The 14,618-nt window shown below is 34.2% G+C and carries 14 protein-coding genes; 6 read left to right on the top strand and 8 right to left on the bottom strand.

The genetic code is table 11. The features are described 5' to 3' along the window. Positions 1 to 47: 47 nt before the first annotated feature. The 8 genes from serB to RMR09_RS08345 all read right to left on the bottom strand — a co-directional run bounded on the left by serB (position 48) and on the right by RMR09_RS08345 (position 7,409). A complete protein-coding gene (gene serB / locus RMR09_RS08380) occupies positions 48 to 1,283 on the bottom strand; it encodes a phosphoserine phosphatase SerB (RefSeq protein ID WP_310595346.1) in 1,236 nt (411 codons plus the stop codon). Positions 1,284 to 1,448: 165 nt separating this feature from the next. Further along, positions 1,449 to 1,859 carry a VOC family protein gene (locus RMR09_RS08375; RefSeq protein ID WP_310595345.1) on the bottom strand — a complete coding sequence of 137 codons (411 nt, stop codon included), beginning with the start codon at positions 1,857 to 1,859 and terminating at the stop codon, positions 1,449 to 1,451. A 9-nt stretch (positions 1,860 to 1,868) separates the two neighbouring features. Further along, positions 1,869 to 3,101, bottom strand: a complete 1,233-nt coding sequence (gene clpX / locus RMR09_RS08370; protein WP_310595344.1) for an ATP-dependent Clp protease ATP-binding subunit ClpX — start codon at positions 3,099 to 3,101, stop codon at positions 1,869 to 1,871. A gap of 102 nt (positions 3,102 to 3,203) precedes the next feature. Continuing rightward, complete coding sequence (clpP, locus tag RMR09_RS08365; RefSeq protein ID WP_310595343.1) at positions 3,204 to 3,875, bottom strand: ATP-dependent Clp endopeptidase proteolytic subunit ClpP; 672 nt, start codon at positions 3,873 to 3,875, stop codon at positions 3,204 to 3,206. A 126-nt stretch (positions 3,876 to 4,001) separates the two neighbouring features. Continuing rightward, entirely contained in the window at positions 4,002 to 5,327 is a 1,326-nt protein-coding gene (locus RMR09_RS08360; RefSeq protein ID WP_310595342.1) for a trigger factor, read from the bottom strand. Between the two features lie 117 nt (positions 5,328 to 5,444). Continuing rightward, the gene (locus RMR09_RS08355) at positions 5,445 to 5,789 is read right to left on the bottom strand and encodes a phage holin family protein (protein WP_310595341.1); all 345 of its coding nucleotides are present in this window, start codon (positions 5,787 to 5,789) and stop codon (positions 5,445 to 5,447) included. A 7-nt stretch (positions 5,790 to 5,796) separates the two neighbouring features. Continuing rightward, a complete protein-coding gene (locus RMR09_RS08350) occupies positions 5,797 to 6,558 on the bottom strand; it encodes an alpha/beta fold hydrolase (RefSeq protein WP_310595340.1) in 762 nt (253 codons plus the stop codon). Between the two features lie 137 nt (positions 6,559 to 6,695). After that, positions 6,696 to 7,409, bottom strand: coding sequence for a pyridoxine 5'-phosphate synthase (locus RMR09_RS08345; protein ID WP_310595339.1), 714 nt, complete (start codon positions 7,407 to 7,409; stop codon positions 6,696 to 6,698). 112 nt (positions 7,410 to 7,521) lie between these two features. Between RMR09_RS08345 and RMR09_RS08340 the strand changes: the two genes are divergently transcribed. The 6 genes from RMR09_RS08340 to RMR09_RS08315 all read left to right on the top strand — a co-directional run bounded on the left by RMR09_RS08340 (position 7,522) and on the right by RMR09_RS08315 (position 14,612). Then, entirely contained in the window at positions 7,522 to 8,181 is a 660-nt protein-coding gene (locus RMR09_RS08340) for a CBS domain-containing protein (protein ID WP_310595338.1), read from the top strand. A 22-nt stretch (positions 8,182 to 8,203) separates the two neighbouring features. Further along, complete coding sequence (locus RMR09_RS08335; protein ID WP_310595337.1) at positions 8,204 to 9,088, top strand: NAD kinase; 885 nt, start codon at positions 8,204 to 8,206, stop codon at positions 9,086 to 9,088. A gap of 161 nt (positions 9,089 to 9,249) precedes the next feature. Further along, a complete protein-coding gene (locus RMR09_RS08330) occupies positions 9,250 to 9,936 on the top strand; it encodes a DUF6089 family protein (protein WP_310595336.1) in 687 nt (228 codons plus the stop codon). Position 9,937: 1 nt separating this feature from the next. Further along, positions 9,938 to 10,678: an isoprenyl transferase gene (locus tag RMR09_RS08325; RefSeq protein ID WP_310595335.1), complete on the top strand. Its 741-nt coding sequence runs from the start codon at positions 9,938 to 9,940 to the stop codon at positions 10,676 to 10,678. Continuing rightward, positions 10,611 to 13,358, top strand: coding sequence for a POTRA domain-containing protein (locus RMR09_RS08320; protein WP_310595334.1), 2,748 nt, complete (start codon positions 10,611 to 10,613; stop codon positions 13,356 to 13,358). Before RMR09_RS08325 ends, RMR09_RS08320 begins: the two co-directional genes overlap by 68 nt. A gap of 33 nt (positions 13,359 to 13,391) precedes the next feature. Next, positions 13,392 to 14,612: an OmpH family outer membrane protein gene (locus RMR09_RS08315; RefSeq protein WP_310595333.1), complete on the top strand. Its 1,221-nt coding sequence runs from the start codon at positions 13,392 to 13,394 to the stop codon at positions 14,610 to 14,612. Positions 14,613 to 14,618 lie beyond the last annotated feature (6 nt).

Genomic DNA, 14,618 nt, shown 5'->3' with positions numbered 1-14,618 from the left:
GCAACAAATAATTTTGATGCGCATTTTAATTTTATATAAAATATAGCTTATTCCTCCATCATATCGATATGTCTGTCGTGGTAGCCTAACAGGTATAAAACGCCATCCAAACCTAAACTAGAAATAGACGTAGCAGCATTTTCTTTTACTGTTGGTTTGGCGTGGAAAGCAATTCCTAAACCAGCTAAGTTCAACATCGGTAAATCGTTTGCTCCGTCACCTACCGCAATAGTTTGATTAATGTGTATGCCTTCTTTTTCGGCTATGGCTTGCAGGTATTCGGCTTTCTTTTGACCATCCACAATTTCGCCAATATAGTTACCCGTTAATTTCCCGTCTTTGATTTCCAATTGGTTGGCATGAACATAATCAATACCCAACTCTTTTTGTAAATAATCCCCAAAATAGGTAAACCCTCCCGATAAAATAGCGGTTTTGTAACCGTAATATTTCAAAGCTCTCATCAAACGATGCGCTCCTTTGGTTATCGGTAAATTGATGGCTACATTGTGTAGGACTTCTTCGCTCAAGCCTTCTAACAAAGCCATGCGTTTTTTGAAACTTTCTTTAAAGTCAATTTCGCCATTCATCGCTGATTCGGTAATTGCCCGTACTTGCTCCCCTACTCCAGCTAAATCAGCCAATTCATCAATTACCTCTGTTTGAATTAAAGTCGAATCCATATCAAAACACACCAAACGGCGGTTTCTTCTGTACATATTGTCTTCTTGGAACGAAATATCAACATCTAAGGTTCTCGAAATTTCCATGAAACTAGCTGTCATTGACGTTTTATCTTCGATAGTTCCCGTTACGGATAATTGCACACATGAACGTGGATATTCTTCTTGTTCCACTACCGATGTTCTACCCGTCAAACGAATTATGGAATCAATGTTCAAATGTTGGTCTGACATGATTTTAGTTACCGCAGCGAGTTGAGTTGCAGTTAACACTTCCCCTAAAATATTGATAATGTAGCGTTGTTTACTTTGTGCTTTTACCCAATTTTCATAATCGGGAATAGAAATCGGAATAAACTTCACTTTAATTCCCAATTCATATCCTTTAAATAGTAAATCTTTTAGCACAGGTCCTGAAGAGGACCCTGCTTTAATTTGGAATAAAATCCCTAACGAAAGCGTATCGTGAATATCGGCTTGACCAATATCTAAAATAACGGCATCATAATTAGCTAATATAGACGTTAAACCTGCTGTTACCCCCGGTTTATCTTGACCAGAAACTTTTAATAAAATAATCTCTTTATCTGCTATTGCCATTTGTAATGCTATTTATTTGAACGACAAAAATCGGCAATCTATCGCTGATAAAAAAGAATAATGGATGTTTTTTTAATTACTATTCTTAACAACAAACCATAAAAAAAACCCACTCTGATAAAAGAGCAGGTTAATTCCAATTGTTATAAATTATTCAAACCAAAATTAATTGGGTAATTTGCTATAATCCATAAACAAAACATTCCAGCGATGTCCGTCTAAATCAGAAAAGCCACAACCATACATCCAACCTTGATTTTCAGCTGGTTTTGCAAATAGCACACCTCCAGCTTCCTCGACTTTTTGAGCCAATTCTTCTACTTCATTTCTACTTTCAGCATCAATGGAAATCAACATTTCTGAATGTGTTTGAGTATCTGCAATTGTATTCTGAACAAAATTACCAAATAGCGACTCTTCAAAAAGCATCACCACAAAATTTTGGTCTCCTACTAGCATACAAGCTGAATTTTCATTGCTGTATTCTTCATTGAATGAGAATCCAATTTTTGAAAAGAATTGTTTGGACTTTTCGATGTTTTTTACCGGAAGATTAAGCCAATTTTTTTTTGTCATGTGATCTATTTAAGACGCTATTTCTAAACGCTTTAATAAATTTTTATTCAAAGTTTCTTGAGCATACTCTAGATCAATCGCTAATTTTTTATCCTCAGAACTTGGCAATTCATACATAGCATCGGTCAATATCGCCTCGCATAACGAACGCAATCCACGAGCACCTACTTTGTATTCCAAAGCCTTTTCCACAATAAAATCTAAAGCATCATCTGTAATGGTAAATTCGACCTCATCCATCAAAAACAATTTAGCATATTGCTTAATCAAGGCGTTTTTCGGTTGGGTCAAAATGGCACGTAACGTAGCTTTATCCAAAGGATCCATGTGCGTTAATACTGGTAAACGACCAATAATCTCTGGAATCAAACCAAAATCTTTAATGTCTTTTGGAATGACGTATTGCAACAAATTGTCTTTGTCAATATTGTCCACATTTTTAGAAGTACTATACCCAACCGCCTGACGATTCAAACGTTTCGAAATGATGCGTTCTACGCCATCAAAAGCACCTCCTGCAATGAACAGAATGTTTTGGGTATTCACCTCAACAAATTTTTGATCGGGGTGTTTGCGTCCTCCTTTTGGGGGTACGTTAACAACCGTTCCTTCTAATAATTTCAATAATGCTTGTTGTACCCCTTCTCCCGAAACATCACGAGTTATGGATGGATTATCACTTTTTCGCGCAATTTTATCAATCTCATCAATGAATACAATTCCTCTTTCGGCTTTCGCTACATCATAATCAGCTGCTTGAAGCAAACGCGTTAAAATACTTTCGACATCTTCTCCCACATAACCCGCTTCAGTAAGTACTGTTGCATCTACAATGGCTAAAGGAACATCTAACATTTTGGCAATCGTTTTGGCTACCAAAGTTTTTCCTGTTCCTGTTTGACCTACCATAATGATGTTACTTTTTTCAATCTCTACCTCATCGTCTAATTGCTGTTGCATCAAACGCTTATAGTGATTGTACACCGCCACCGACATGACTTTTTTGGTTTGGTCTTGACCAATAACGTATTGATCTAAAAAAGCCCTGATTTCTTTTGGTTTTTTAAGAATTAAATCCCCAATCAATTTCGAATTACCACTCGAATTCAATTCTTCTAAAACAATTCCGTGGGCTTGTTCGATACATTTATCGCAAATATGGGCATCAATACCTGCAATCAATAAATTGGTTTCCGGTTTTTTTCTACCACAAAAAGAACATTCTAATACTTGTTTTGCCATCTATTTTTTGAGCACCTCCCCAACCCTCCCAAAAAGGGAGGGAGAGAGAAACTATATTTTTTTTAAGTTAGTTATTTTATTCCCCCTTTGGGGGTTAGGGAGCTATCTTACTAAAACTTCATCAATCATTCCATAGACTTTTGCTTCTTCAGCAATCATCCAATAGTCACGTTCGCTATCTGCATGTACTTTGTCAAAAGTTTGACCAGAATGGTGCGAAATGATTTTATACAATTCATCTTTCAACTTCAACATTTCGCGTAAGTTGATTTCCATATCTGTTGCTACACCTTGGGCGCCTCCTGAAGGTTGGTGGATCATTACTCTTGAGTGTGGCAAAGCCGAACGCTTTCCGGCAGCACCTGCGCATAACAACACTGCTCCCATTGAAGCTGCCATCCCTGTACAAATAGTAGCTACGTCAGGTTTGATGTATTGCATTGTATCATAAATACCCAATCCAGCATACACGCTACCGCCTGGAGAATTCAAATAAATTTGAATATCTTTTGAAGCATCAGCACTTTCTAAGAACAACAATTGTGCTTGTACAATGTTAGCAATTTGGTCGTCAATTCCAGTTCCTAAGAAGATAATTCTATCCATCATCAATCGTGAAAACACATCCAATTGAGAAATATTCAATTGACGTTCTTCGATGATGTAAGGTGTCATATTTTTCGGTGTCATTGCTCCTACGATTTTATCGTAATACATAGCGTTCACCCCTTGGTGCTTTGTAGCAAATTTTCTAAATTCTTTACCGTAGTTCATTTTTTTAGTTTAAAAGTTTAAAGTTTAAAAGTTTAAAGTTGCTCAACAAGAACTTTAACTTAAAAAAAACAAAGAGCGTCAGAAGAAAATTCTTTTGACGCTCAAATATACTTATTTTTTTAGAAATTATTCTCCGTAAGAAGCAGCAATAAATTCTTCGTAAGTAACTTCTTTTGTAGTTGGATTTGCTTTTTCTTTGAATACTTCCAATAATTTAGCTGCAACTACTTGATCCGATAAACGTTTTACCTCTTCTTGGTTCGATAAAACTCGAGCTACAATTCCTTGAACTTCTTCGTCAGAAGGATTTGTTTGTCCGAATTGCGCCATTTGTTGTCTGATCGCATTAGATGTAAATGATTTCAAGTCTTCAAAAGTGATTTGGATATTACTTTGTGCCAAAGCTCTTCCTTCAATCAATTGGAAACGCAATCCTTTCTCAGAACGAGCATATTCTACTTCTGCTTCTTCAGCAGATAATTTTTTCTCACCTACTGTTTGCAACCATTTTTTCAAGAATTCAGCTGGCAAATCAAATTTGGTGTTTTCAATTAAAAACTCCGTTACATCGCCTAATAATTTTTGGTCTGCTTGTTGCGCAAATTGACTTTCAGCATCTTCTTTGATTTTTGCTTTCAATTCGTCTAAAGTTGCTACGCTTCCTTCTCCGAATAATTTATCGAACAATTCTTGGTTCAATTCAGCTAATTCAATTGAGTTGATAGATTCAATAGTAAAGTCTACGTCAACCGCTAAAGAGTGAACGTCATCATGTCCAACTTTAAGGTAGTCCATTAATTGGTGATCGTCTTCAAATAAACCTTTAGTATTTACAGTTACTACGTCACCTACTTGTTTTCCGATGAATTTTTTAGCTGTTTTTTTATCTTTAAAAACGTCTAAAGCCAAAACTGTTTTATTGTTGATTCCTTTTTCTTCATTAGAGAAAGTTCCTGTTACATCACAACCTTCAGCTACCACTTCTTGAGGAATCGCTTTTCCAAATTGTTTTTGGATACGCGCTACTTGACCGTCAATTAATTTATCATCCGCTTTAACTACGTATTTGATGATAGTATTTTTTGCTTCTAAGTCCAATTCAAAATTAGGCACTAAACCAATTTCGTATTCGAATACCAATTCCTCAGCATCCCAATCCAATTCTTCATTTTCTTTAGCCAATGGAGTTCCTAAAAGATTCAAACGTTCTGATTGAATAAAACGCTCTAATGCTAAATCAACTACTTTCTTAACTTCCTCTTTCTTAATCGCTTTTCCGTATTGTTTTTCAACAAGATCTTTAGGTACTTGTCCTTTTCTGAATCCTTTTACGGTAGCCAAAGGCATTTTTTCATTGATTCTTTTTGCTACTTGTCCTTTGTAATCCATGTGAACCACAGTCATGACAATCGTTTCATTTACAGCATCTATAGCTACTCTTTTGATATCCATCTTGTTCTTTAATTTACATAATAAAATTGGGTTGCAAAATTATAAAATTTTTGCAACCCAAACAAGTTTTTAATTCAATCTAAAAATAGACCCAACAACGGCTGTAAAAAAGCCTGTTTATTTAGAACCACCCGTGATTTTGTACATGATGGATTGAGAAATAGACAATATCACACTAAACAAAGTAGCCGTCCAAAACGAATCTACATGAAAGCCACCCACAATCTTAGTACATACCAAGATTAATATCCCATTAATTACGATTAAAAATAAACCTAAAGTAAAAATGGTAAACGGCAGTGTAAAAAACACTAAAACAGGTTTAATAAACGCATTCAACAACCCTAAAACTACCGCTACAATTAATGCCGTAACCACACCATCTACACGAACACCTTTCATAAAATAAGACAAAACCAATACTAAAAGGGCGGTAACTAAAACTCTGATTAATAATTTCATAACTATATTAATTTAAATAAGACAAACTCAATTGATAAAATAAAGCAGGATTCTCGGCATGTAACCAATGTCCTGTATTAGGAATAGTTTCAATACTAGCCTTTGGAAATTGTTCTTTTATTGCTAGTATATCTCCATCCAAAATATAATCAGAATTACCCCCACGAATAAAAAGTGTTGGTTTTTCAAAACACAACTCTGCGGGTAGAGCAACGCCAATTTCGGTAATTTTTGTATTAAAAACTGCTAGATTAAATCGGAACGCCAATTGACCTGGCTCTTGCCAATATAAATTTTTCAATAAAAATTGACGCGTTCCAAAATCAGAAATGTAGTGTGAAAGAATTTCTTCCACCTCTTTTCTACTGGGTTTCAAAGTAAAATCAACCGCGTTCAATCCCGCTAGAATATCTTGATGATGTGGCGCATAATATTTAGGACCAATATCGGCCACTATCAATTTATCGACCAATTCCGGATAACGCGCCGCGAGAAGCATGGCTGTTTTTCCACCCATAGAATGACCAATCACGTTAATTTTTTCCAAATGGTGTTCTTGGCAATACTGAACAATGTCTTGCACCATTAGTTCGTAACTGAATTCTTCCGACTGAAAACTGCGGCCGTGGTTGCGCAAATCCAAAATATGGACTTCAAAACCTTCGGAAGCAAATTGGACTCCTAATGTTTTCCAATTGTCAGACATGCCTAAAAATCCGTGAAGAATTAAAAGTGGCTTGCCTGAACCTTCTATTTTTGAATATAACATTTTTGATATTTTAATAATTATTCCACAAAGATTCACAAAGCAATCTCAAAGTCACACAAAGAATTCTAAAACTAAAACTTTGAGTTTCTCTTTAAAATCTTAGCGGATCTTTGTGTTACAAATCTATGTCATTAAGATTATTTCAGTTTGTTCAAATACATATTAACCACATTGTCCAAGCCTAAATACAACGCTTCGGAAATCAATGCGTGACCAATAGAAACTTCTAATAAACCTGGGATATTTTGTTTGAAAAAGTGAATATTGTCCAAACTCAAATCATGACCTGCGTTGATTCCTAAATCCAATTCGTTAGCTAAAACAGCCGCCGTTACATACGGTTCAATGCCTTTTTCGTTTCCTAAATCGTATTGATGTGCAAAAGCTTCGGTGTACAGTTCGATGCGGTCGGTTCCCGTTTTTTTAGCCCCTTCAATCATTTCAAGAACAGGGTCCACAAAAATTGAGGTTCGAATGCCGTTACGTTGAAATTCCTGAATCATTTCGGTTAAATAGGCTTGATTTTTTACCGTATCCCATCCTGCCGAAGACGTAATCGCTCCAATGGCGTCAGGCACCAAAGTCACTTGGTCTGGCTTACATTCCAAAACCAAATCAATAAAATTATGTTGTGGATTTCCTTCTATATTATATTCCGTGTAAACGATAGATTTCAAATCGCGTGCATCTTGATAGCGTATGTGACGTTCGTCTGGACGCGGGTGAATGGTGATGCCTTGGGCTCCAAATTTTTGAATATCAGTAGCTACTTTTAATAAGTCCGGTACATTTCCGCCACGAGCATTTCGTAAAGTTGCTATTTTGTTGATATTTACACTTAACTTTGTCATAAAACTAGGATTGGTTTTAAAAAACTATTTTGCGGATACAAAAATACAAAGTAAAAGGTAGGAGTTTTTGCCTTTTTTTGATTATTTTGCATAAATATTGAGGATTGATTTTATGACAGCGATTACAGACTACATCAATAACGACTTCAGAGCCATTGACAGTCAAGAAACTATTCTTGCTGCACAAGACTTTTTTATGGACTCATCTTTTTCTCATTTTCCTGTTTTGGAAGATGGAATTTATATTGGAAGTATCGTCGCTGATGACCTAGAGACTTTTGATACCGATAAAAAAGTAGGCGATTACAAATACACTTTGGAGCCTTTTTTTGTTAGAACCAATATGATTTGGTTAGATGTTTTGGAGGTTTTTGGTAAAAATCACGCTGATGTGGTTCCTGTTTTAGATGAAAACAACCATTATGTGGGCTATTATGAACTCACCGACATAATGAAATTTTTTCACGAAACACCTTTTATCAAAGAAGCTGGAGGTATTATCATAGTCAAAAAAGCATTAGTAGATTATTCAATGAGTCAAATCACTCAAATTGTTGAAAGCAACAACGGAAAATTATTAGGCCTTTTTGTTTCTGATTCAGACAACGAGAGTATTGAAATTACTATCAAAGTGACTCTAGGTGTTATGAATGACATTATTCAAACCTTCAGACGTTACAATTATGAAATTATATCAGAGCATAATGAAGATAATTACATCAACAATTTAAAGGAACGTTCTGATTATTTAGACAAATACCTAAACATTTAACTTAGCGTTAGACCGAAAGAAAATGAAAATAGCTATCTACGGACAATATTACCTCAACAGCACAGAACCTATAATCAAAGACATATTTCTTTTTTTTAAAAAGAACACCATTGAATTGGTTATCGAATCGGCATTTTTAGAAATGTTGTACGAGAAAAATATCATTCACGAAACCTACACTACTTTCTCTTCTCACACCGAATTAGACTCTAGTTTTGATATGCTCATCAGTATTGGTGGTGATGGAACTATTTTGAGAGCTGCTACTTTAGTTCGTAACTCAGGAGTACCCATTTTAGGAATTAACGCAGGACGATTGGGATTTTTAGCTACTGTTCAAAAAGAAAATATTGATTCCTTTTTGCAATTTGTCATCGACAAAAAATACAGTATTTCTAAAAGAACTCTCCTAGGTTTAGATTGTTCTCCAGAAAACGAAGCGATCAAAGAAATTAATTTCGCTATGAATGAAATCACTGTGAGTAGAAAAGATACTACTTCGATGATTACCATTGAAACGTATTTGAACAATGAGTTTTTAAATTCGTATTGGGCAGACGGCTTAATCATTTCGACTCCAACAGGGTCTACAGGATATTCCATGAGTTGTGGTGGTCCTATTTTAACTCCAGAAGTAAAAAGTTTAGTTATCACTCCCATAGCACCTCATAATTTAAACGCCCGACCACTTGTTATTCCAGATAATACCGAAATAAAACTTCGCGTAACAGGGCGTGAAGATCAATATTTAGTTTCACTTGACTCACGGGTTACCACCGTTAAAAACGAATCTATTTTGATTATCAAAAAAAATCCTTTCGAAATTAATATGATTGAAATTCCTGAGGAAACCTTCTTAAAAACCTTGCGCAACAAATTACTTTGGGGAGAAGACAAAAGAAATTAATCGCTTCGTATACGATTTTACCCGTTTTCCTCGTTTTAACTACTCTTACTTTGAATCAGAAATTAAGGTCCTGATTTTCAAAAAAGAGAAAAACACATTTAACGCAACACGTATTGATTCGGATGCATAATTATTATATTTGCACGCAATTTTTTATTTCGATGAATAAAGTCATTCTTTTACTATTACTTTTCTTTTGCTTTACAACATCTCAAGCTCAAATTAACGAGTTGGGTATTTTTGTAGGTGGAAGTAATTTTATCGGAGATGTTGGATCAACTACCTATGTTAATCCCAATAGCACCGCATTAGGATTACTATATAAATGGAATAAAACACCTAGACACACTTGGCGATTTTCTTATATTCAATCGAAAATAGAAGCAAAAGATACTGATTCAGATGAAATTAGACGAAAAACAAGAGGTCTTACCTTTCAAAACAATATCAAAGAATTGTCAGCGGGTATTGAGTTTAATTTTTTTGATTTTAACATCTACAATCCACTAGAACGAAAAATTACTCCCTATGTTTTTACAGGGCTGAGCTTAAGCTTTTATGACAGCTTATTTTACAAGTACGGACAAGCCGAATTTGACTCAAAACAAAAAACTCTTGCATTACCAATAATTTTAGGTGTAAAATCCAATTTAACTTCTAATTTTGTGCTAGGTTTGGAAATTGGCGCGCGATATACATTTGTAGATGATATTGACGGAAGTTCTCCTATCAATCAAAACTGGCAACCCATCCAATTTGGAAATAAAAACAATAACGATTGGTACGTGTTTTCGGGCTTAACCCTAACCTATACATTTGGTAATAAACCCTGTTTTTGTGCAGAATAAAATGGATTTAATTAATAGTATTGACAAAAATAAACTTCCCAAACACCTCGCCATTATTATGGATGGGAATGGTCGTTGGGCTAAACAAAGAGGCTTTTTAAGAGCTTTTGGTCACGAAAGTGGCACTAAATCTGTAAAAAAAATTATTGAAGCCTGCGCAAAATTAGGTATAGAGAACCTAACTCTGTACGCCTTTTCTACTGAAAACTGGAACCGACCTAAATTAGAAGTAGAAGCTTTGATGCGTGTGCTTGTTAATTCTCTAAAAAAAGAATTACCTACTCTGGAACGCAACAATATCAAAATGAATGCTATAGGCAATCTCGATCTTTTACCTCCTACTGCCCAGAAAGAACTTAAAGAAGTAATTGCAAAAACAAAAGACAATACCCATTTGACATTAACACTTGCTTTAAGCTACGGCTCAAGAGAAGAAATTGTAAGTGCTGTCAAAAAAATTAGTGATAAAGTTAAAAATAATATAATTTCAATCGACAGTATTGACGATTCCATTATAAATGAGCATCTTTACACGCAAAATTTACCAGAGGTAGATTTATTAATACGAACTAGTGGAGAACATAGAATAAGTAATTTTCTGCTTTGGCAAATAGCCTATGCTGAATTATATTTTACCGATATCTTGTGGCCTGACTTTAAAGAAGAAGATTTATATGAGGCTATCCTTAGTTATCAAAAAAGAGAACGTAGATTTGGAAAAACAAGCGAACAAATTAAATAATTTTTTAGTGTTACAAAAAAGCATAAAAATAGCCCTTTGCCTACTAATTTTTGGAACTTTTTTCCAAGCAAAAGCACAAGATAGAGTCCCTTTTGATCAAGGGAAAAAATATATTTTAGCCAACGTAAATGTGGTGGGTAAAATAACATTCAACTCTCAAACTGTAGTTACTTTTTCTGGACTTGAAAAAGGAAAAGAAATCAGCATTCCTGGCGAAGAAATTAGTACTGCCATCAAAAAATTAGGTAAACTAGGTCTTTTCAATGAAATTTCATTTTACGTAAATAAAATTCAAAACGACAGTATTTATCTTGACTTAAATCTAGAGGAGCTTCCTAAATTAAATAAAGTTCGCTTTGTGGGTGTTAAGAAAAACAAAACGGAAGGCTTAATCAAAGATAATGGGCTGACTGAAAACAAAGTGGTTAACGAAAACTTGATTACGACTACCAAAAATTATATCGAAAACAAATATAAAAAAGATGGTTATTTTAACACTAAAGTAAACATCAATACAGTTGTAGATACTACCACAATCAACCAAGTAAATATGGTGGTAAGTATCGACAAAGGCACTAAAGTAAAAATCAGCGAGATTGACTTTGTTGGAAACACAAAATTATCGGATAAAGCATTACGAAAAGCAATGAAAGATACCAAGCAAAGAAATGTATTGCGTGTTTTCAAAGCTTCTAAATTTATTAAAGACAAATACAAAAAAGACTTAGAAAAAGTCATTGACGCATACAAAGCAAAAGGATTTAGAGATGCGAGAATCATTTCAGACACTGTATCGTATAGCAAAGAAAAAAATGCTTTAGCTGTAAAAGTGAAAGTGGAAGAAGGAAACAAATACTATTTTGGTAATATCAAATTTTTAGGAAATACGGTATATTCTGATCAAGGTTTAAGCAGAATTCTAGGACTTAAAAAAGGAGATGTTTACAATGGCGTTTTATTAGAGAAACGAATTGCCGATAAATCAAAACCTGATGGAGAAGATATCACTAATTTATACCAAAATAACGGTTACTTGTTCTCTAGCATTAATGCAGTTGAAGTTAAAACTGCGAATGATTCTATTGATTTTGAAATTAGAGTTACTGAAGGACCTATCGCCTATTTTAATAAAATTTCGGTTGTAGGAAATGATAAAACAAATGACCACGTAATTTACCGTGAATTGAGAACAAAACCTGGTGAAAAATACAGCAAAGAAGAACTAGTAAGAACCATTCGTGAAATTGGACAACTAGGATTTTTTGACCCAGAAACTATTGATCCAAAATTCAAAAATGTAGATTCAGGAGCAGGAACTGTCGATATTGAATACCATTTAGCAGAAAAAGGGGCTAGCCAAATCGAACTTCAAGGAGGTTATGGTGGAGGTGGTTTCATTGGAACTTTAGGACTTTCATTCAATAATTTCTCTGCTAGAAATTTATTAAAGAAAGAGGCTTACAAACCTCTTCCTATGGGAGATGGACAGAAAGTCTCTTTGAGATTACAAGCAAGTACGTATTTCCGAACTTATAGTGCCTCTTTTTCAGAGCCTTGGTTTGGAGGGAAGAAACCGGTACAGTTTAGCACTTCGTTGTCTTACAGCCAACAATACTTAAATAATTACATCACTTACCAAGTAGATAAAACGAAGAGTTTTAACATCTTAACATTATCTGTTGGTATTGCAAAAAGATTGACCGTGCCAGATGATTTCTTTGTGTTATCACAAGCAATAAGTTACCAACATTATGATTTACATAACTATAACACTGGATTATTTACCTTTGGAGATGGTACTTCAAGAAACCTTGCTTACACGATTGGTTTAACAAGAAACAACAAAGGGGTTAATCCTATATTCCCAACCTATGGTTCTGAATTTAGTATTACTGCTAAATTGACACCTCCTTATTCATTGTTTAACGGAACTAATTATGCAACATTAGGAGACCAAGAAGAAAACAAATATAAATATTCAGGTACAACTGCTTATACAGGAGCAAACGGAATTCAAGTCAATCCAGGCGATTATGTAGAAGCAGTCCCAAGCAGTACAAATCCATACCCTAATAGTGTAGCAAATTACAAAGATGCTGCGGCGGATCCAGCTAAAGTAGACCAGAAAAAATTCAACTGGTTAGAATACTATAAAATAAAATTCAAAGCGGATTGGTATACTAAAATATACGGTAAATTTGTATTAAGAACGCTATCTGAATTTGGATTCTTAGGAAACTACAATAGCAATAGAGGAAACATTCCTTTTGAAAGATACTATTTAGGAGGAGATGGAATGATGATGTACTCAATGGATGGTAGAGAAACCATTCAGTTAAGAGGTTATCCAAACAACTCATTGACACCAATCAATAGTAGAGGAGAACAAATTGGAGCAACTGTATATAATAAATTCTCAATGGAGATGCGTTATCCAATCACATTAAAATCATCTGCATCTATTTATGCATTAGCCTTTTTAGAAGCTGGTTCGTCTTATGATTCGTTTAAAAATTACAACCCATTCATGTTGAATCGTTCCGCTGGATTTGGTTTAAGAGTATTTATGCCTGCGTTTGGTTTATTAGGAATTGACTTTGGTAAAGGATTTGATGCATTACCAGGGCAAACAACACCTCATGGTTGGGAAACACATTTCATCATTGGGCAACAGTTTTAAAAAATTGATTTAATTTTCTAAAACAATAAAGTTATGAGAAAACAATTTTTATTTCTATTTTTAACCCTAATTGTAGCGGGTACAATTCAGTCGCAAACGAAAAGCACTAAAATTGGCTATATTGACATGGAGTACATTCTACAAAATGTCTCAAATTATAAGGAAGCCCAAAACCAATTAGAGCAAAAAGCTCAAAAATGGAAACAAGAAATTGAAACCAAAAAAAATGAAATAAAAAAACTCACTGAAGCGTTAAAAACAGAGAAACCTTTATTAACAAAGGAGCTTATTGAGGAAAGAGAAAATGAAATCAAGTTCTTAGAAAAAGAGGTTTTAGATTATCAGCAGAAAAGATTTGGAGCAAATGGGGATTTAATGCAACAAAAATTAGTTTTAGCAAAACCTATTCAAGACCAAGTTTTTACAACGGTACAAGATATTGCAGAGGCAAAACAATATGATTTTATATTTGATAAATCATCGGATTTAACCATGTTGTTTGCAGCCAAAAGATTTGATATAAGTGATCAAGTATTGCGAGTTTTAAATCGAACTGAAAAAAGAGAACAACTGACTAAAAAACAACAAAAAGAGTTAGAAGAGAAAGAGAAAAAAGAAGATGCTCTAGCTGAAAATCCAGGTTTGAAGGACAGACAAAAAGCATTAGACGAGAAAAAAGAAGCTCGTGAAAAAATAATAGCAGAGCGAAAACTGCAACAAGAGACAAAGAAGAAAGAGTTTGAAGAGCGAAGAAAAAAACTAGCTGAAGAAAAAGAAGCTAAAAAAAGCAATGGAACTAGTTCTACAACTGATGATGCGAAGGCTGAAGCTATAAAATTAGCGCAAGAAAAAAATGAAGCAGCTGAATTAGTTAGAAAAAAACAAGCCGAAGAAAAACTAAAAATTCTTGAAGAACGCAAAAAAACAATTGAAGACAATAGAAAAGCGTTAGAAGAAAAAAGAAAAAAAGCTATTGAAGAACGTGAAGCTAAAAAAAATGGCACGGTTTCTGAAAAAGCTAAAACAGAGATCAATCAAGCGGAAATAAAAGCTATTGATTCAACAAAAATTAAAATAGAAGAAGCTAAACAACAACAGATCTTAGCTAGACAAAAAGCATTAGAAGAACGTAAAAAAATTATTGAAGAAAATAAAAAAGCGTTAGAAGAAAAAAGAAAAAAAATAATCGAAGAAAGAGCTGCTGCTAAAAAAGCAGCTGAAGAAAAATTAAATACAAATACAAACAAAAATTAATATTAA

This window comes from Flavobacterium sp. (assembly GCF_031537875.1).
Classification (GTDB): Bacteria; Bacteroidota; Bacteroidia; order Flavobacteriales; family Flavobacteriaceae; genus Flavobacterium.
The sequence above is the reverse complement of the archived record's forward strand: the minus strand, read 5'-3'. Positions and strand labels throughout refer to the sequence as shown.

Excerpts from the sequence above, each read along its gene's own strand:
- serB (WP_310595346.1), bottom strand. The coding sequence starts at position 1,283 with ATGGCAATAGCAGATAAAGAGATTATTTTATTAAAAGTTTCTGGTCAA.
- RMR09_RS08375 (WP_310595345.1), bottom strand. The coding sequence starts at position 1,859 with ATGACAAAAAAAAATTGGCTTAATCTTCCGGTAAAAAACATCGAAAAG.
- clpX (WP_310595344.1), bottom strand. The coding sequence starts at position 3,101 with ATGGCAAAACAAGTATTAGAATGTTCTTTTTGTGGTAGAAAAAAACCG.
- clpP (WP_310595343.1), bottom strand. The coding sequence starts at position 3,875 with ATGAACTACGGTAAAGAATTTAGAAAATTTGCTACAAAGCACCAAGGG.
- RMR09_RS08360 (WP_310595342.1), bottom strand. The coding sequence starts at position 5,327 with ATGGATATCAAAAGAGTAGCTATAGATGCTGTAAATGAAACGATTGTC.
- RMR09_RS08355 (WP_310595341.1), bottom strand. The coding sequence starts at position 5,789 with ATGAAATTATTAATCAGAGTTTTAGTTACCGCCCTTTTAGTATTGGTT.
- RMR09_RS08350 (WP_310595340.1), bottom strand. The coding sequence starts at position 6,558 with ATGTTATATTCAAAAATAGAAGGTTCAGGCAAGCCACTTTTAATTCTT.
- RMR09_RS08345 (WP_310595339.1), bottom strand. The coding sequence starts at position 7,409 with ATGACAAAGTTAAGTGTAAATATCAACAAAATAGCAACTTTACGAAAT.
- RMR09_RS08340 (WP_310595338.1), top strand. The coding sequence starts at position 7,522 with ATGACAGCGATTACAGACTACATCAATAACGACTTCAGAGCCATTGAC.
- RMR09_RS08335 (WP_310595337.1), top strand. The coding sequence starts at position 8,204 with ATGAAAATAGCTATCTACGGACAATATTACCTCAACAGCACAGAACCT.
- RMR09_RS08330 (WP_310595336.1), top strand. The coding sequence starts at position 9,250 with ATGAATAAAGTCATTCTTTTACTATTACTTTTCTTTTGCTTTACAACA.
- RMR09_RS08325 (WP_310595335.1), top strand. The coding sequence starts at position 9,938 with ATGGATTTAATTAATAGTATTGACAAAAATAAACTTCCCAAACACCTC.
- RMR09_RS08320 (WP_310595334.1), top strand. The coding sequence starts at position 10,611 with ATGAGGCTATCCTTAGTTATCAAAAAAGAGAACGTAGATTTGGAAAAA.
- RMR09_RS08315 (WP_310595333.1), top strand. The coding sequence starts at position 13,392 with ATGAGAAAACAATTTTTATTTCTATTTTTAACCCTAATTGTAGCGGGT.